Source organism: Bacillus sp. R86525 (assembly GCF_042466195.1).
Classification (GTDB): domain Bacteria; phylum Bacillota; class Bacilli; order Bacillales; family Bacillaceae_G; genus Bacillus_A; species Bacillus_A nitratireducens.
In genome coordinates, this window is sequence record NZ_JAXHPX010000007.1 from 1,830,250 (window position 1) to 1,848,959 (window position 18,710).

At 32.6% G+C, this 18,710-nt stretch carries 16 protein-coding genes and 1 pseudogene; 16 read left to right on the forward strand and 1 reads right to left on the reverse strand.

The window, feature by feature from the left end:
* The first annotated feature begins 119 nt into the window (after positions 1-119).
* Both glnR and glnA read left to right on the forward strand, forming a co-directional pair.
* A complete protein-coding gene (gene glnR, locus SJY24_RS12050; RefSeq protein WP_002014475.1) occupies positions 120-509 on the forward strand; it encodes a transcriptional repressor GlnR in 390 nt (129 codons plus the stop codon).
* A gap of 48 nt (positions 510-557) precedes the next feature.
* On the forward strand, positions 558-1,892 hold the full coding sequence (gene glnA, locus SJY24_RS12055; protein WP_000135335.1) for a type I glutamate--ammonia ligase: 1,335 nt from the start codon (positions 558-560) through the stop codon (positions 1,890-1,892).
* Positions 1,893-2,239: 347 nt separating this feature from the next.
* On the opposite strand, the pseudogene SJY24_RS12060 reads toward glnA, so the two are convergent.
* Positions 2,240-2,371: pseudogene (locus SJY24_RS12060) on the reverse strand (LexA family protein); the annotation flags it as partial.
* A 377-nt stretch (positions 2,372-2,748) separates the two neighbouring features.
* Here SJY24_RS12060 and SJY24_RS12065 point away from each other — a divergent pair.
* From SJY24_RS12065 to SJY24_RS12130, 14 genes are all read left to right on the forward strand, one after another.
* Complete coding sequence (locus tag SJY24_RS12065) at positions 2,749-3,489, forward strand: YveK family protein (protein WP_377864776.1); 741 nt, start codon at positions 2,749-2,751, stop codon at positions 3,487-3,489.
* A complete protein-coding gene (locus tag SJY24_RS12070) occupies positions 3,438-4,100 on the forward strand; it encodes a CpsD/CapB family tyrosine-protein kinase (protein WP_098665706.1) in 663 nt (220 codons plus the stop codon). Before SJY24_RS12065 ends, SJY24_RS12070 begins: the two co-directional genes overlap by 52 nt.
* A gap of 305 nt (positions 4,101-4,405) precedes the next feature.
* Positions 4,406-6,232 carry a polysaccharide biosynthesis protein gene (locus SJY24_RS12075; protein WP_377864777.1) on the forward strand — a complete coding sequence of 609 codons (1,827 nt, stop codon included), beginning with the start codon at positions 4,406-4,408 and terminating at the stop codon, positions 6,230-6,232.
* 32 nt (positions 6,233-6,264) lie between these two features.
* Positions 6,265-7,422: a glycosyltransferase family 4 protein gene (locus SJY24_RS12080; protein ID WP_377864778.1), complete on the forward strand. Its 1,158-nt coding sequence runs from the start codon at positions 6,265-6,267 to the stop codon at positions 7,420-7,422.
* Entirely contained in the window at positions 7,407-8,516 is a 1,110-nt protein-coding gene (locus SJY24_RS12085) for a glycosyltransferase family 1 protein (RefSeq protein ID WP_098870290.1), read from the forward strand. The genes SJY24_RS12080 and SJY24_RS12085 overlap by 16 nt, the downstream gene beginning before the upstream one ends.
* Positions 8,517-8,521: 5 nt before the next feature.
* Entirely contained in the window at positions 8,522-9,415 is an 894-nt protein-coding gene (locus SJY24_RS12090; protein WP_377864779.1) for a glycosyltransferase family 2 protein, read from the forward strand.
* A gap of 35 nt (positions 9,416-9,450) precedes the next feature.
* Positions 9,451-10,515 (forward strand): EpsG family protein, encoded by a 1,065-nt coding sequence (locus SJY24_RS12095; protein WP_377864780.1) that lies wholly within the window; start codon positions 9,451-9,453, stop codon positions 10,513-10,515.
* A gap of 42 nt (positions 10,516-10,557) precedes the next feature.
* Positions 10,558-11,706: a glycosyltransferase family 1 protein gene (locus SJY24_RS12100; RefSeq protein WP_377864781.1), complete on the forward strand. Its 1,149-nt coding sequence runs from the start codon at positions 10,558-10,560 to the stop codon at positions 11,704-11,706.
* A gap of 62 nt (positions 11,707-11,768) precedes the next feature.
* A complete protein-coding gene (locus SJY24_RS12105) occupies positions 11,769-12,971 on the forward strand; it encodes a glycosyltransferase (protein WP_377864782.1) in 1,203 nt (400 codons plus the stop codon).
* Positions 12,972-13,038: 67 nt separating this feature from the next.
* Complete coding sequence (locus SJY24_RS12110) at positions 13,039-14,220, forward strand: glycosyltransferase (RefSeq protein WP_377864783.1); 1,182 nt, start codon at positions 13,039-13,041, stop codon at positions 14,218-14,220.
* 32 nt (positions 14,221-14,252) lie between these two features.
* Positions 14,253-15,452, forward strand: a complete 1,200-nt coding sequence (locus tag SJY24_RS12115) for a glycosyltransferase (protein WP_377864784.1) — start codon at positions 14,253-14,255, stop codon at positions 15,450-15,452.
* A gap of 138 nt (positions 15,453-15,590) precedes the next feature.
* Positions 15,591-16,769 carry a glycosyltransferase gene (locus SJY24_RS12120; protein WP_377864785.1) on the forward strand — a complete coding sequence of 393 codons (1,179 nt, stop codon included), beginning with the start codon at positions 15,591-15,593 and terminating at the stop codon, positions 16,767-16,769.
* A gap of 22 nt (positions 16,770-16,791) precedes the next feature.
* On the forward strand, positions 16,792-17,760 hold the full coding sequence (locus tag SJY24_RS12125) for a glycosyltransferase (RefSeq protein ID WP_377864786.1): 969 nt from the start codon (positions 16,792-16,794) through the stop codon (positions 17,758-17,760).
* A gap of 2 nt (positions 17,761-17,762) precedes the next feature.
* Complete coding sequence (locus SJY24_RS12130) at positions 17,763-18,662, forward strand: SP_1767 family glycosyltransferase (RefSeq protein WP_377864787.1); 900 nt, start codon at positions 17,763-17,765, stop codon at positions 18,660-18,662.
* Positions 18,663-18,710: the final 48 nt, after the last annotated feature.

Below are 18,710 nucleotides of genomic sequence, written 5' to 3' on the forward strand. Positions count from 1 at the left end.
TTAGAAAAAAGAATGAAAAAATTTACAAAAAATCATGTAAGAAAAGCTAACATCTATTGACACTAAACATAACATGGTATAAAATGAGAAACAGTTAAGGCGAAGGAGGAACTGAAACAATGAAAGAAGATAGACGTTCTGCTCCGCTGTTTCCAATTGGTATTGTAATGGATTTAACACAATTATCTGCACGTCAAATTCGCTACTATGAAGAGCATAATCTTATTTTTCCAACCCGTACAAAAGGGAATCGTAGGTTATTTTCATTTAACGATGTAGATAAATTGTTGGAAATTAAAGATTTGTTAGATCAAGGCTTAAATATGGCCGGAATTAAACAAGTATTGCAAATGAAAGAAAATCAAACAGAAGCAGTGAAAGTAAAAGAAGAAACGAAAGAAATTTCAAAATCCGAGCTTCGCAAAATACTTCGAGACGAACTACAACATACAGGTAGATTTAATCGAACTTCATTGCGACAAGGCGATATTTCAAGGTTTTTTCACTAAAGATAACTGATTCTGAAGGTGTTTAGAGGGACTAAGGAGGAATTTATAATGGCTAGGTACACAAGAGAAGATATTTTCCGTTTGGCGGAAGAAGAGAATGTAAAGTATATCCGTTTACAATTTACAGACCTTTTAGGAGTAATTAAAAACGTAGAGATTCCAGTGAGACAATTAACGAAAGCTCTTGATAACAAAATGATGTTTGATGGATCTTCTATTGAAGGTTTCGTACGTATTGAAGAATCTGATATGTATTTATATCCTGACTTAGATACTTGGGTAATTTTCCCTTGGACAGCTGAAAAAGGTAAAGTTGCTCGTCTAATTTGTGACATTTACAATGCGGATGGCACTCCATTTGATGGAGACCCACGTAACAACTTAAAACGTGTGTTAAAAGAAATGGAAGCTTTAGGATTCTCAGATTTCAATCTTGGACCAGAGCCAGAATTCTTCCTATTTAAAGTAGATGAAAAAGGAAATCCAACATTAGAATTAAACGATAACGGTGGATACTTCGACCTTGCGCCGATGGATCTAGGGGAAAACTGTCGTCGTGATATCGTTCTTGAACTAGAAGAGATGGGCTTTGAAATTGAAGCGTCTCACCATGAAGTTGCTCCAGGGCAACATGAAATTGACTTTAAATATGCAAGTGCAATTCGCTCATGTGATGATATTCAAACATTCAAACTTGTTGTAAAAACAATTGCTCGTAAACACGGTTTACACGCAACATTTATGCCAAAACCATTATACGGTGTGAACGGTTCAGGTATGCACTGTAACTTATCACTATTCAAAAATGGTGAGAACGTATTCTTCGATCAAAACGGTGACTTACAATTAAGTGATGATGCTCGTCACTTCATCGCAGGTATTTTAAAACACGCACCAGCATTTACAGCGGTAGCAAACCCAACTGTAAACTCTTACAAGCGTTTAGTGCCTGGATACGAAGCTCCTTGTTACGTAGCATGGTCTGCACAAAACCGTAGCCCATTAGTACGTATCCCTGCATCTCGTGGTATTAGTACACGCGTAGAAGTACGTAGTGTTGACCCAGCTGCAAACCCATATTTAGTAATGGCTACATTATTAGCAGCAGGTCTTGACGGAATTAAAAACAAATTAACTCCGCCAGCTGCAGTAGATCGTAACATCTATGTAATGACAAAAGAAGAGCGCGAAGAAGCAGGTATCGTTGACTTACCAGCAACATTAGCGCAAGCGTTAGTTACTTTACAATCTAATGAAATCGTATGTGGCGCATTAGGTGATCATTTACTTGAGCACTTCATTGAAGCAAAAGAAATTGAGTGGGATATTTTCCGCACGCAAGTTCACCAATGGGAACGCGATCAATATATGTCTCTATACTAAGAGAGAAAAAAGCCCTAATACTACGGTATTAGGGCTTTTTCTTTTTTATAAAGATAACTTCAAGTGGATGTAAAATGAAAAGCGGCCACAAAATAGCCACTAAAATTTTTAGTCTAAAACATTACTCATAAGCTTTTCAAATTCAGAAATAGAACCTTTACTGATTTTGTCGCTAATATGAAAATAGATATTAGAAGTTACTTCAATGGATATATGACGGAGTCTTTCTTATATTTTTCTTAAGGTGTTCTACTAAGAGTATTTTGATATTAGGATTGGTTCTTTTTTATTTAAAAAGAGTAGACTGTCGTCTACTCTTTTGATGCTAAATTTCTAGCGTTAGAAATTTAATAATTTTTTACTGCTTGTACAACGCGACCAATGATTTTTACATCTTCAGCTGAAAGGTCGTAGGTCTGTGGTTCATGGATAGGATCATTACTCAATGGTATTAAAGTAATGATGTTTCCGGATAATGAAGTTACAAGGAATCTTAAAGAGGTTGCACAAACTCTTACTGCTGTGAAAAACACACAAGGCGAAATAGATAAAACAGTTACTAAAATGAAACAGTTACTAAAATACGTTTGGCTACTAAGAAAAAAAGCCCTGATATTACGGCATCAGGGCTTTTTCGTCATTTATCTACAGCGAATTACAGTGAATTTTGTCGTAATTTTTGCGGTGTAATTAAGAAGTGATTTAACAAGAATAATTTGTATTGACTCGTTCTATATAAAGAACTAAAATGGCATTAATTAGTAATGTTTGTATATTTGAAAGAATGAAAATGTCATTGTACTGGAGTTTTTAATTTCAATTTCAAGCTCATTGGTTTTAAATGAGGAGGAGAATTATGGATAAAGAAATAAATTTGAAAAATATATTTACCATTATACGAAAAAGAATTTGGATACTTCTATTATTTACAACTTTCACAACATTAGGAGGAGCGATTTATAGTATATATGTAAAAACGCCATTATATGCCTCTTCGGCAAGAGTTATTGTCCAAGCTAACGCTGAAACTATGAATACACTGAAAGCAATGGTAAATGAGCCTGTAGTTTTAGAAAAAGTAGCCGCTGAATTGAATATTAATAGATCCGTAGGTGCATTAAGTGGACAAATAAGTACGGAAAGTGTACAAGGTTCTCAAATAATAAGGATTAATGTGGTAGATACTGATCCTCTGCTTGCGCATAAAATTGCAAATACTACTGCAACTGTTTATAAGAAGGAAGTAGCTAATATATTGAATTTTAATAATGTGAGTATATTACCAGAAGATCCGGTCCAAAAACATTCAATGCCGATCAATGTAAATCACACTAAGACGATTGCAATTGCATTCTTGGTAGGTATGGTGCTAAGTATCGGTTTTATTTTTTTATTGGATTCTCTCGATGAGACAATCAAAACGGAAAGACGCATTGAGCAATTATTAGATATCCCGGTTTTAGGTGGAATTTCTAAAATGAATAAGAAAAATAAGAAAGACAGATATAGTGAAAAGAATACGTTGCCATTGAGGGAGGAAGCGGAGTGGATTACAAAAGTAGACGAAAAACAAATAAAGCTAAAAGAGAAAGTGTAATTGTTCATACCGCTCCAAGATCAAAAATTTCAGAGCAGTATCGTTCGCTTCGAACAAATCTTCAATTATCGTCTTCTATTCATAAAAATAGAAGTATAGTTATTACTTCTCCAAGGTATGGAGAAGGAAAATCAACTATTACAGTTAATTTAGCAGCTTCGATAGCACAAAAAGGTGAAAAAGTATTGGTGATCGATGCAAATTTGCGAACACCGATTATTCATGAAATATTTGGGGTTGAGAATACAATTGGATTAACTGATATACTGAACGGGAAAATGACTTTAGAAGGCGCAGTGAAAAAAACAGAGGTGGTAAGGCTTGATGTATTAACTAGCGGACCAGTACCATTTAATCCATCTGAAGTGCTTAGTTCAAATGCAATGGATATGTTAGTTCAAAAGGCGCTGGAACGATATGATATTATTTTATTTGATTCTTCTCCTGTGCTAGAAGTAACGGATACAAGTGTATTGGCTGATAAATGTGAAGGTGTATTATTGGTGATCCGTTATAATCATACTATGAATGAAGATGCACTTGAAACGAAAAGGGCGTTAAGTTTTACGAAAAGTAGGATATTAGGTGCGATTTTGAATGGAAAAGTATAAATAACAAAAATGTACTTTAGAAAAATAAATTCAATATCCTTATATTTAGATGTTCTTTATAAAGAATTTTTTAAAGGGATACGATGTGGTGATGTCTCCTTACCGCTATCAACGGAGGCACTCGATTATGCTGTGGGTTGTGAAAACAACCTTAGATGCGAGTCATCAAGAGTGTAATGTGAGGCCGGGTTAGATGCCCATGTTTTATTAAAGTTTCTAACTATGTGTTTTTAATAAAGAGAATATAGTTAGAAACTTTAAATTTGAAAGAGTTAAGTATGGAATTGATTAAAGGAGGAACTTACATGACGTATCGGCGGAGGATATCGTTATTACTTTTAATGGATTCAATGATTGTGTTAAGTGCTATTTTTTTTAGTTATTTCTTTGTAAATGCTAGCTTTAGTGTTATCACTTTATCATCAATTATTAGCTCTATCACTTTATTAGTCAGTCATCATTTGTTTGCTTTAATGTATAAGTTGTATAACAAAGCTTGGGAATATGCAAGTATAGGAGAATTACTCATTATATGCAAAGTTGTTACATTTTCTATAATTGCTACAGCAGTTGTGCAGCAACTAATCATGCCAAAAATGTATTTTCGGCTGTTAGTTGTAACTTGGATGATTCATATTTTATTAATTGGTGGTTCACGTTTTATATGGAGAATGTATAGAGATACTTATTATGTAAAAAGGGGTGATAAAAAAAGAACGTTAATTGTTGGTGCGGGATCTGCTGGGACAATGGTTGCAAGGCAGTTGTTGAAGAATAGTGCCGCTGAATTAATGCCAGTCGCATTTATCGATGATAATGCAAAAAAACATAATCTTGATATTTGGGGTATTCCAGTAATTGGTGGTATAAATCAAATTGAGTACGTTGCTAAAAAACTGAAAATTGAAATAATTATTTTGGCAATCCCCTCATTAAACAAAAGAGAGCAAAATGTTATTTTGAAAAGATGTTTAAAAACAGAAGTGAAAACTCAAATTCTTCCGATGTTAGAAGACTTAGTAACGGGTAAAGTTTCGGTGAATGAATTTAGGGATGTTCAAGTAGAAGACTTATTAGGGCGTGATACCGTAGAACTTGATGTGGATATTATTTCAGATTATATAACTGACAAGGTTATTTTAGTTACTGGTGCAGGAGGTTCGATTGGTTCGGAAATTTGTAGACAAATTGCAAAATTTAGGCCGGAAAAGTTGGTTTTACTAGGGCATGGGGAGAACAGTATTTATTCTATAGAAATGGAATTAAACAGAAAATATGGAGATATGAAAGGCACGTTTATTCCTGAAATCGCAGATATACAAGATGAAAAGAAGATGCAATTAATTATGAGCAAACATCTTCCGAGTGTTGTATATCATGCAGCTGCACATAAACATGTACCACTAATGGAGAATAATCCTGAAGAGGCTGTTAAAAATAATTTGATTGGGACTATGAATATAGCAGAGGCAGCGAGAGCGCATGGAGTGGGAACATTTGTCATGATTTCTTCGGATAAAGCAGTGAATCCGACGAGTGTTATGGGAGCAACGAAAAAATTGGCGGAGATGGTTATTCAAAATAAAGATAAATTAAGTCATACAAAATTTGTTACTGTACGCTTTGGGAATGTCTTAGGAAGTAGAGGGAGTGTTATACCTTTATTTAAGAAGCAAATTCAAAATGGTGGACCAGTTACAGTTACTCATCCTGATATGGTTCGGTATTTTATGACAATTCCGGAAGCATCAAGACTTGTAGTGCAAGCTGGTGCTTTAGCTAAAGGTGGAGAGATTTTTGTATTGGACATGGGAGAACCAGTAAAAATTGTCGATCTTGCCAAAAATCTAATTCGATTATCAGGAAATTCTGTAGATGAAATAGGAATAGAATTTACTGGTATACGTCCAGGGGAGAAACTTTTTGAAGAATTGTTAAAAGAAGATGAAATGAATGAGAAGCAAGTTCATCCGAGAATTTACGTAGGACAAGAAATGAATGTTCGTATAGAAGAAATTGAAGAGTTCATTTCAAGTTATACAGATTTAAACGAAGTAGAATTAAGAAAACGATTGTTAAAGTTAGTAAATCAGCGTAAAACTTTAAAGCTGTTAATACCGGTATCAGGTTAAAAGAAAAAAATTATATAAGACGGGTGCGTGAGATGGTGTCTAAAAAAGTTCTGTTTTGTGCAACTGTGGATTATCATTTTAAGGCTTTTCATTTACCGTATTTGAAATGGTTTGCAGAACAAGGATGGGAAGTACATGTTGCAGCGAATGGGAATATACATCTTCCGTACGTAACTCAAAAATATAATATTCCTATTCAAAGATCACCTCTTAGCATACAAAACCTTCATGCATATAAAAAACTAAAATCAATTATTCATCAAAATAAATATCATATCATCCATTGTCATACGCCTATGGGAGGAGTGATTGCTCGTTTAGCTGCTCGAAAAGCAAGGCAGCAAGGAACAAAAGTTGCATATACAGCACATGGGTTTCATTTTTGTAAAGGGTCACCATTCATAAATTGGCTCCTATATTATCCAATTGAAAGAAGTTTAGCGATTAATACGGACTGCCTAATAACAATTAACGAAGAAGATTACAATTTAGCAGTTAAACATCGTTTTCAAGCGAAAGATATTAAACTCGTTCATGGTGTAGGAGTAGATATAGAACGATATATTCCTGTTACTGAAAGAGAAAAGGAGAAACTAAGACATAAAAATGGTTATAAGTCTAAAGATTTTTTAATGTTTTATGCAGCTGAATTTAATAAGAACAAAAATCAAAGCTTTTTAATTCGATTGTTGGCACAATTGAAAAATGAAATTCCGCATGCGAAGCTACTACTTGCTGGTGAAGGGCCTTTAATGGAAGAGTGCAAAAAAATAGCGACGCAACTAGGCGTGAGTAGTATGGTGCACTTTCTTGGTTATAGAAATGATATAGCCTCTTTGCTACAGATGTGTGATCTAGCTGTTGCATCGAGTTATCGGGAAGGTTTACCAGTTAATATTATGGAAGCTATGGCTTGTGGGCTTCCGGTTGTAGCTACTGATAACCGGGGGCATAGGGAATTGATTATTAATAATAAAAATGGTTGGATTGTAGATCGTGATGATATAAACGCAATGGCTGACAGGATAAAGGGTATTTCTATAAATCCTAAATTATTAGCTCAGATGGGGCAGTATGGATGTACTAGTATTAAAAATCAATATTCAGTAAATGAAGTGTTAAAGGAGAAACAAGAAATCTATACAACATTCATGGGTGAAATGGAGGAGTTAAGGTGGGTACTCCATTAAGAGTATTGCACGTAGTCGTAAATATGAATAGAGGCGGCGCCGAAACGCTAATTATGAATTTATATCGCAATATAGATCGTTCCAAAGTTCAATTTGATTTTTTAACATGTAAAGAAGGAGTGTTTGATGATGAGGTAGTAAAGTTGGGCGGAAAAGTTCATAGAATTCCATATGTTACGGATGTTGGTCATAGAGGCTATATAAAGGCATTAAATACCTTCTTTAGCTCTCATCCACAATATAAAATCGTTCATTCACATATGGATAAAATGAGTGGATTGGTACTTCGTTCAGCCAAGAAGGCGGGAATACCGGTTAGAATTTCACATAGCCATAGTACAAGTAGTGAAGGCGGAACTATAGCGAAGATATATAAATGGTATGCAGGAGCATTTATTGTGCCATGTGCAACACATTTTTTAGCATGTTCAATTACAGCGGCAAAATGGTTGTTTGCTGATAGGGTAAGTACAACTGAAATTTTAAAGAATGGAATTGAATGTGATAAGTTTGCATTTTCTTCAGAAATTAGAGAACAAGTAAGAAAAGAACTGAAACTTCATGAAGATGCCTTTGTGATCGGACATGTCGGAAGATTTGCATATCCTAAAAATCATACTTTTCTAATAGACATTTTTGCCCAATTAATAGAATCCCGACCGAAATCTATTCTTTTGTTAGTGGGAGATGGGCCACTTCGGGTAGAAATGGAGAAGAAAGTAGAGAAACTAAATTTAACAGATAGGGTTAAATTTTTAGGGATACGTAGTGATATTAATTGTTTATTACAAGCATTTGATACGTTTATATTCCCATCTATTTATGAAGGCTTGCCAGTTACTCTTATTGAAGCACAAGGAGCCGGTTTACCGTGTATTATATCAGACACTATTACGCAAGATGTAGATCTGGGTTTGAATTTAGTTGAACAGTGCTCTTTGTTAGAGGTAAGAGAGTGGACAGGGAAATTACAAAGTATAGCGGATAGGAAGATATCGAGGAGCATTGCACAATTTGCGTTAGCTGAAAAAGGATACGATATAAAAAATATTACTGGGTTCACTCAAAAATTCTATGTAGCAGTATCGAGGTGAGAAATTTGAAAAAACTAACGGTTTTTACCCCTACATATAATAGAGCGTATTGTCTTCAGGGGTGTTATGAAAGCTTGAAGCAGCAAACGTGTAAAGATTTTATATGGCTTATTATAGATGATGGATCTGATGATAATACAAAGGAGTTAGTGCATTCTTGGATTTCTGAAGATTATATAGACATACGGTATTATTGGCAACCAAATCAAGGGATGCACGGTGCTCATAATACAGCTTATGAAATGATTGATACAGAACTCAATGTATGTATTGATTCAGATGATTCAATGCCCAGTGATGCCGTAGAGAAAATCATTAATTTTTGGAATAAAAATGGAAATGAACAGGTAAGTGGGATAATCGCTCTTGATTTATATAAAGATGAGAAGGTAATTGGTTCAAAGTTACCATTACATCTTAACCGTTCTACACTTTTTAATCTCTACAATAAACATGGTGTAACTGGAGATAAGAAATTAGTATATCGTACAGAACTAACAAAGAAGTATCCATATCCGATTTTTAAAAATGAGAAGTATGTAGGTTTGGCATATAAATATTATATGTTGGATCAGAAATATGAGATGTTACTGATGAATGAAGCTCTTTGCTATGTTGAATATCTACCTGATGGTTCTTCGATGAATATGTTAAATCAGTATCGTCAGAATCCAAAAGGTTTTGCTTTTTATCGTAAAGAACTGATGAAGCTACCATTTACAAATAGGTTATTTAAATATAGGCAAGCTGTACATTATGTATCAAGTAGCTTTATAGCAAAAAACATAAGATTTATAAAAGAGTCACCATGCAAAGTGCTTACACTTTGCGCACTGCCATTTGGAGTTATTCTTTATAGTTATATAACAGTAAAAACAAGAGTGAAAGCAAATATATAGAAATTTATTTGGTAGTTAAATGAGAGGGAATAATAATGACTATACTTTGGATGAATCTTTTTATAGTGTTCATACTCGCATTTTTTGCAAGGTATTTTGCTATGCCGGTAACTACAGGAATTGTGATGTTAAAACCAAATCGATTATTGATTTTAATGGCGACTACCTCTCTTGTACTAGTATCTGGTTTTAGAAATAATATTGGTGATACGTATTTTTATATGCATGCTTTTAAAGTTACTGATTTCAATTGGGGGTATATTCAAAATAGTAAGGATGTTGGATTTAGTATTTTACAAATGATATTAAAAGTATATACGGATGATCCCCAAGTTCTAATTTTTATAACAGCGTTAATAACAAATATATTAATAGTAGCAGTTTTATATAAATATTCAAGAATGATTGAGTTAAGTTTATATGTATATATAGCATCGGGTATGTACTTAGTTTCAATGAATGGAGTGAGGCAGTATTTAACAGCAGCAATTATTTTTACCGCCACAAAATATATTTTAGATGGGAATTGGAAAAAATATTTTTTAATAGTCCTGTTTGCATCTACTTTTCATCAAAGTGCTCTTGTATTAATTCCTATTTATTTTGTAGTCCGAAGAAAAGCTTGGTCGACAATAACATTTATACTACTCTTTCTTGCGGTGCTTATTGTGATAGGATTTAATCAATTTGCAGAAGCGTTCTTTGCGACTATAGGAGATACTCAATATGGACATTATAAGGATTTTCAAGAAGGGGGAGCTAATATTCTTCGAGTTGCTGTGGAAGCAACCCCGCTCATCCTTGCTTTTATTGGGAGGCATAAACTAAGAGAGCTTTTTCCGAAGAGTGATTATATCGTAAATATGGCATTACTAGGTCTAGTTTTTATGATTATTTCAACTCAAAATTGGATTTTTGCTAGATTCTCCATATATTTTGGATTATACCAATTGATATTGATATCGTGGGTTATAAAGGTATTTATTGAAAAGGACCAAAAGTTAATTTATTATGCAGTAATATTATGTTACTTTATTTATTTTGTATATGAACATGTTATTACTTTAGGGATAGTTTATAAGAGTAATTTTTTGGGATGAAATGTATATTTGAAAATCATTCTTAGATGGGAGTAATTTTCAATGTGTAAACTAGAACGACCTAAAAGGGTGTTGCATATCGTTAGTGCGATGGACCGAGGTGGTGCAGAGGCGTTGCTAATGAATGTATATAGGAATGTAGATAGAGAAAAGGTACAATTTGATTTTGTTTCCCATAAAAGTGAAGAATGTGATTATGATAAGGAAATAATTGCATTGGGTGGGAAAATATATCGAATATCTAGCTTAGGACAGGCAGGCCCTCTTTCGTACATTAAAGAGCTTGTTAAGGTAATGTCTAGTAATCAATATGTGGCAGCACATGCACATACTGATTACCAAGGGGGATTTGTTGCTGTTGCTGCTAAAATAGCGGGTATAAAAATAAGGATTTGTCATTCACATAGTAATAATTGGCCGATGGGATCGGGGGTAAAAGGGAAAGTTTTATTGAGTTTTTTACGAACAATTATTACTTATGCGGGAACAAATTATTGTGCGTGCAGTGTAGAATCTGCACGTTTTTTATTTCAAAAAAACATTGATAATTCAAAGGTAAAGATAATGAAAAACGCAATAGATATTAACCAATTTGCTAATGCAAATATACAGGATGATAATGCAGTAAGGAATGAATTCAATATACCAGTTGAACAGAAAGTTATTGGTCATATTGGGCGTTTTTCTGAATCTAAAAATCATATATTTATATTGAAAGTTTTCAATGAGGTATTAAAATATGATCCTAATTTTATGCTTGTTTTAGTAGGAGATGGACCGTTAAAGAACTCTATTGAGCTAGAATCTAAAAGACTAGGTATCTATGAAAAAGTTAGATTTTTAGGAGTAAGAAAAGACATTCCAAGAATTATAAGGATGTTTGATGTTTTTCTTTTTCCGTCACTTTTTGAGGGATTTGGAATTGTTGCATTAGAAGCACAGTGTGCAGGTGTTCCGTGTGTAGTGGCAAATACAATAACTAAAAATGTTGATATGGGATTAGGGATAATATCATTTGTTAGCTTAGATGAAAATCTTAAAATATGGTCTGCAGAAATTCAAAGGGTTTTGGAAAAAGAAAAATTAAATACAGAAATAATAGCTGATACGATCTCGAAGCTCGGTTTTGATATAAAGAGTAATATTCCAGAGTGGTTATTATTGTATGGATTAGAGTATAGGGAATCATAGTTAAATGTAATTACTTTCATAAGAATAAAACTAGTAAAATAAATCGGATGAGGGAGTAAGAAATGAAAAAGAAAAAAATTCTCATTACATCATTTGATATGGCAATTGGAGGAGTAGAAAGAAGTTTAATTGGTTTATTGAATACAATCGACTATAGCAAATATGATGTAGATTTAATGTTATTTAAACATGAGGGAGAGTTTCTTTTTTTATTACCTAAACTGCCTAATTTGTTAAAGGAAGTAAAACAATATACTACTTTTAGAAAATCAATTAAACAAATATTGCAAGAAGGGCAAATTACAATTGGGATGGCAAGGACTTTAGGGAAAATTTTGGGGGATGTGCATGGGAGATATGTGAAAAGTGCAGAGGTGGGATATTTCGTTATTCAGTATGGATGGAGAATAACTTTACCATTTATACCGAAACTGGAAGAGGAGTATGATATAGCAATTAGTTTTTTATGGCCCCATTATTTTGTTGGAGATAAAGTTCGAGCGAAACGAAAGATTGGTTGGATTCATACAGATTATTCAAATATAAACCTTAATGCAAACATGGAGTATAAAATGTGGAGCAAAATGGATAACATCGTAGCAGTTTCAGAAGGATGTCGAGATTCATTTCTTAGTATTTTACCAAATGTAAATAAGGATGTTGAAATTATAGAAAATATATTATCTCCGGAGTTCGTACGTGAGCAAGCACACAGGGAAGATGTTATGAAAGAACTACAGATGAAACCAGGAAAAATAAAGCTTGTTACTGTAGGGCGGTTATCATATGCAAAAGGAATAGACGTTGCTATGCATGCCTTAAGAAAGTTATTAGATGAGGGATATGATATGGAATGGTATGTAGTTGGGTATGGAGCGCTAGAAGCTGAACTTAGAAAATTATTAGTGGAACTTAACCTGGGAAAACATTTTTTTTTATTGGGTAAAAAGACAAATCCCTATCCATATATAAAAGCATGTGATATATATGTGCAGCCATCAAGGTATGAGGGGAAAGCTGTAACAGTTCGTGAAGCACAAATTATCGGAAAGCCAGTACTTATTACTAATTTTTCAACTGCTAAAAGTCAGGTACAGGATGGAATTGATGGATTAATAACTGAGATGGGAATAAACGGGATAGTTAATGGAATAAAGAAACTTATTGAAGATAAAGAATTAAGGGAAGCACTGGTAGAAAATACTCTTAAAGGTGAATATGGAAATCGTAATGAAATCAATAAATTATACGCATTATTTTCGTAAAGGGAGAATAAGTAAATGATTTTTAATATTTTGAGCGCAATAAAAACACTTTAGGGTAGTGATAGTGATGAAGAAAAAAATTTTATTCGTTATAGATTCGCTACAAAGTGGAGGAGCTGAAAAAAGTTTGGTTTCTTTACTTTCTTTATTTGATTATACGAAATATGAAGTTGATTTGTTAATGTTCTCTGCCAGTGGATTGTATTTACCATTACTTCCAAAACAGGTAAAGGTTTTAGAAGTACCGACAATTATTAAAAGACAGGCTGAGAAATATAATTATTTAATCAAACATAAATACTTTAAAGAGTTATTTCTTAGAGTTGGGGCTTCTATATCTCTTAGAAATCCATACATAAATAAAAAATTACATGCAGCTCAAGTAGTTTGGAGATGGGTGTCTAAAGGGATGGATAGTTTAAAGGGGACATATGATGTTGCCATAGCTTATAGTCAAGGAATGCCAACATATTTTGTGGCAAATAAGGTTTACGCGTGCAAAAAAATCGCTTGGGTGAATACGGATTATAGGCTAGCTGCATATAATAAAGATTTTGACTTGAACTATTATGAGGAATTTAATGAAATAGTAGCTGTTTCCGATTGTTGTAAGGAAGTATTGATTCAAGAAATTCCCAAAATAGAGTCGAAAATTCAGGTTGTCTATGATATTATATCGCCGACGTTAATTAAATCGATGGCAAATGAGAGTAAAGGATTTAGTGATCAGTTTGAGGGATTACGAATATTAACGATTGGTAGGTTAGTCTATGAAAAAGGATATGAATTGGCCATAGAAGCTTGTTATAAATTAAAGCAAAAAGGCTATAGATTTAAGTGGTATGTAATCGGCGAAGGAAATCTTCAAAGTGAACTCGAGGATAGGATAAGTAAATATAATTTACACGATACTTTCATATTATTAGGTACATACAAGAATCCCTATCCCTTTATAAAACACAGTGATATATATGTACAACCCTCTAGGTATGAAGGATTTGGCTTGGCAATAGCAGAGGCTAGAATATTTCAAAAACCTATAGTAGTAACCGATTTTGTTACAGTTCATAATCAAATCAAACATAGAGAGAATGGTTTAATAGTGAAGATGGATTCGGAAGCAATATATGAAGGAGTGAAAGAAATTATAGAAAACGATTTGCTAAAAAAACGGTTATTTGAAAATTTAAGGAAAGAAAAGGTTGGAACGGAAGAGGAAATTGAGAAGATATATGCTTCTTTCAATTAAAGGATTTTATAAATAGAAAGAATGGGGGAACTATGAAAAAGAAAATACTTTTTATGATTATAAATATGAATATAGGTGGTACGGAGAAGGCCTTATTAAATATGGTAGCAGAAATCCCAAAAGAAAAATATGAAGTGACAATTTTAATGTCAGAGAAAAAAGGAGATTTTTTGAATTCTATTCCAAAGGAGGTTCATATTGAGTACGTAAAGGGTTACAAGGAAATGCAATATATATTGAATAAACCAACACGATTAGTTATAGCAGATTTTATAAAACAAAGAAAAATTGTAAAAGCGCTGCAACTGGCAGTGTTGTACATAATCTCTAAGATTATGAAAGAACGGAGTGTTATTTTTAAATATTGTTTACAGAATTATGAAGGTACTTATAAAAATTATGATATTGCTATCGCTTATGCTGGACCAATGGATTTTATTAGTTACTTTGTGGCAAATAAAGTAGAGGCTAGACGAAAGATTCAATGGATCCATTTCGATATTGAAAAGATATATTTTAATAAGCATTTTGTTAACAAAGTATATAAAAAATTTCAACATGTTTTTGTAGTTTCAGATTTAGGAAAGATGAAACTTACTCAAGCTGTTCCAGAATTGATAAATAAAACAGAGACCTTTTTAAATATTATTTCACCTGAAATGATATGTAAAATGGCAAATGAAGGAATTGGGTTTACGGATGATTTTGAGGGCGTAAGAATCCTTACTGTTGGTAGATTGAGTATAGAAAAGGGGCAGGATTTAACAATATCTGTGTTAGCTAAGCTTAAAGAAGCTGGCTTCAATGTTAGATGGTATTGTATAGGAGATGGGAAGGAAAGAGGAATGTATGAAAAGCTTGTGGAAAATTACGATGTCCAGGGTGATTATATATTTTTAGGAGCAGTTTCGAATCCCTATCCATTTATGAAACAATGTGATTTATATGTTCAACCGTCTCGATATGAGGGATACTGCATAACACTTGCAGAAGCTAGATGTTTTAATAACCCAATTATTAGTACAGATTTTACAGGAGCAAGTGAACAGATAATCCATAACCACAATGGATTAATAGTTCAATTTGATGAGCAGCAAATGTATGATTCTATTGTACAGATATTAAGTGATAAATTGCTGGATGAACGGTTGAGAAAAAATATAGAAAAAGAAGTGGTAGATACGAGAGAAGAGTTAAAAAAGTTATATAGAATAGCCAATTCTAATAGGTAACTTATTTTAGAAGGTATTATTATCGCATTACAGAAATATGGGCGGTTCGCTATTATAAATTATGTTTTTTGTGAAAACATCTTCGAGGGTGTTTTTTTATTTTGATATAAAACTTTTAGGTGGTAGAAGGAGATAGTTATGAAGAGAGTGCTATTTATGGTAAGTAGTATGAATATAGGTGGTGTAGAAAAATCACTTCTTTCTTTGTTATCTGTAATACCAAAAGAAAAGTATGATGTCACAGTATTGATGCTGGAGAAGCGAGGGGGATTTTTAAAACAATTACCAAGTTGGGTAAAGATAGAAGAAGTTACTTGGTTTGAAAATATAAAGCCTAAAATTATGCAACCACCAAAGAAAACGATTAAAGAGTACTTTGAAAATGCAAAGTATATAAAGGGTTTAAATTTTTTACTCACTTATGTGGTATCAAAAAATTTAAAGGATAGATATGTTTTCTATAAAGAGATTTTTAAAGATATTCCACATAATAAGAATAATTATGATATTGCAATAGCATATCAAGGTCCTACTGACATAATTGATTATTATATAGTTAATAGAGTGACTTCAGAAAAGAAAATTTCTTGGATCCATTTTGATGTTTTTCAACATCAAGTTAATACAAAATTATATGAAAAATTATATAATCAGCTGGATAATATATATGTAGTTTCTAAAGAAGCACAAAAACATTTAATAGAGAAGTTTCCTAAAGTAAAAAGTAAGACAAGTGTCTTTTTAAATATTGTACTTCCAGATTTAATAAATGAAATGGCGAAAGAAAAAGTAGAATTTGATAATGAATATAAAGGTATGAAGATAGTAACAGTAGGTAGACTTTCAAAAGAAAAAGGTCAAGACCTTGCAATTAAAGTTTTATCAATGCTACGTAAGGAGGGATACGAAGTACGATGGTACTGTATCGGAGAAGGAGAGAATAGAGAGTATTATGAGACATTAATATGTAAGTATAATTTGAAACAGGATTTTCTATTATTAGGATCAGCAATAAATCCGTATCCATATGTAAATCAATCAGATATATATGTTCAAACTTCTAGGCATGAAGGCTATTGCCTCACGTTAGCTGAGGCGAAATGTTTAAAAAAACCTATTGTAACGACTAATTTTACAGGAGCATATGAGCAAATAAAAGATGGATATAATGGTTTTGTTGCTGAATGTAATGAGGAAAGCCTATATTACAAGATTAAATATCTTTTGGATCAACCAAGAGTGCGTGAAGAGGTAACGACTAATTTGTTAAAAGAGGAATTTAACAACTTAGAAAAGGTAAATCGTTTTCTAAGTTAATTGTAAATGAAAGGATGCAATTATGAATCCTAAAATTAGTATTATTGTTCCCGTTTATAAAGTTGAGCAATATATTCATAAATGTATTGATTCTATATTAAAGCAAACGTTCAAAGAGTTTGAGTTGATACTTGTTGATGATGGATCACCTGATAGTTGTGGTGAGATTTGTGAAGGGTATGCGACTCAAGATAGTCGAATTAAAGTAATCCATAAGGAGAATGGTGGGTTATCTTCTGCAAGAAATGCTGGATTAGAAATAGCGCAGGGGGATTATATAGGATTTGTTGATAGTGATGATTGGATAGAAGTGGATATGTATGAATTGTTATATGGTATGTGTTTAGAACAGGATTGTGATATAGCTATTTGTAGTAGTGAAATTCATTACAAGGATAAAACGGTAATTTCAAGCAATCATCCGTTTGTTATTCATGATAGATATAGTGCGATGAAAGCGATGCTAGAAGGGAATTTGTATGATGAAGTTGTTTGGACTAAACTTTTCAAAAGACAGTTATTAGAGGGTATTAAATTTCCAGTAGGTATGTCATATGAAGATACAGCATTTACGTATAAAGTTATTCATAAGTGTAACAAAGTATGTTTTATAGGAGAACCTAAATATCATTATATAAAGCGTGATAATAGTATGATGGATCAGGCTGTAAAAGAGATTAAAATTGACTCAGTCTTAATTTATGATGAAATGTGTAAATTTATGGAGCGATATTATAAGGAGTTATATAACTTAGTTATATTAAAACTAGGAAATTGTTCGATGGTAGTATTAAATTTAATATCATTGAGTGGAAGACTTAATGAGCATAAGAGTAAATATTATAAGGTTATTGGTATATTGAATCGTTATTTTTATAAAACAATACGTTTAAAAGAGTATGGGAAAAGTGTAAAGTTTTTATTATTGGCGACCAAGCTACATCCATTATTATATAAAATTTTAATTAATAATTTTGCAAAAAGGGGATAGGTATGAAGAAGTCTTTGTTGAAATTATATTATTTATATATTGGAACGAAGAATAAAGTGACTATTCAATATAATAGGGTGATTACTATGAAAAGGAAGCCTCCAATAGTGAAAAGTGTTGATGAAACACTTGACTATATTATAAGTAATAATTGTTCAGTAAGTAGATTTGGTGATGGTGAATTTGCTCTTATAAATGGAGAAAATTTAATTTTTCAGCCGTATTCAAAAGAATTAAAGGATAGACTGGATGAAGTTATTAAGAGTAATAAGATGGGCCATTTAGTTTGTATTCCAAATGTTTTTGAAAATTTAAATTGGTGTACGGACAAATCAAGAGGGTATTGGGAAAAATATTTAGAGTTAAATCGTAGCAGAATTTATAAGAGTATACGTATGAATAAAGAATATTACGATGCATTAGTTACAAGGTTATATATAGATCATCAAGATAAAAGTATGGTTGGAATTCGTTTTGATAAAATGAAAGATATATGGAATGGTAGAGAAATAATCATTATTGAAGGGGCTCAAAGTAGACTAGGGGTAGGAAACGATCTTTTTAAAAATGTTAAAACAATTGATAGAATAATATGCCCATCGAAAAATGCTTTTGCGAAGTATAGGGAAATTTTAGAGCTAGCAAAGAGTCAACAAAAATCGAAATTAATATTAATTGCACTAGGCCCAACAGCTACGGTATTAGCGTATGATTTATCTTCTGCTGGATATCAAACGTTAGATATTGGTCATATTGATATAGAGTATGAATGGTTTTTGAAGAAAGCGACAGAAAAACAACCTATAAAAAATAAGTATGTTGGTGAAGTAGATGCTGGAATTAATGTGAATGCAATTAGTGACTTGGATTATGAGAGTGAAATTATTGCCAGGATAATATAACTTTATTGTTATGAGGATTCTTTCTACTTAGAGATGATCTAGTTAATG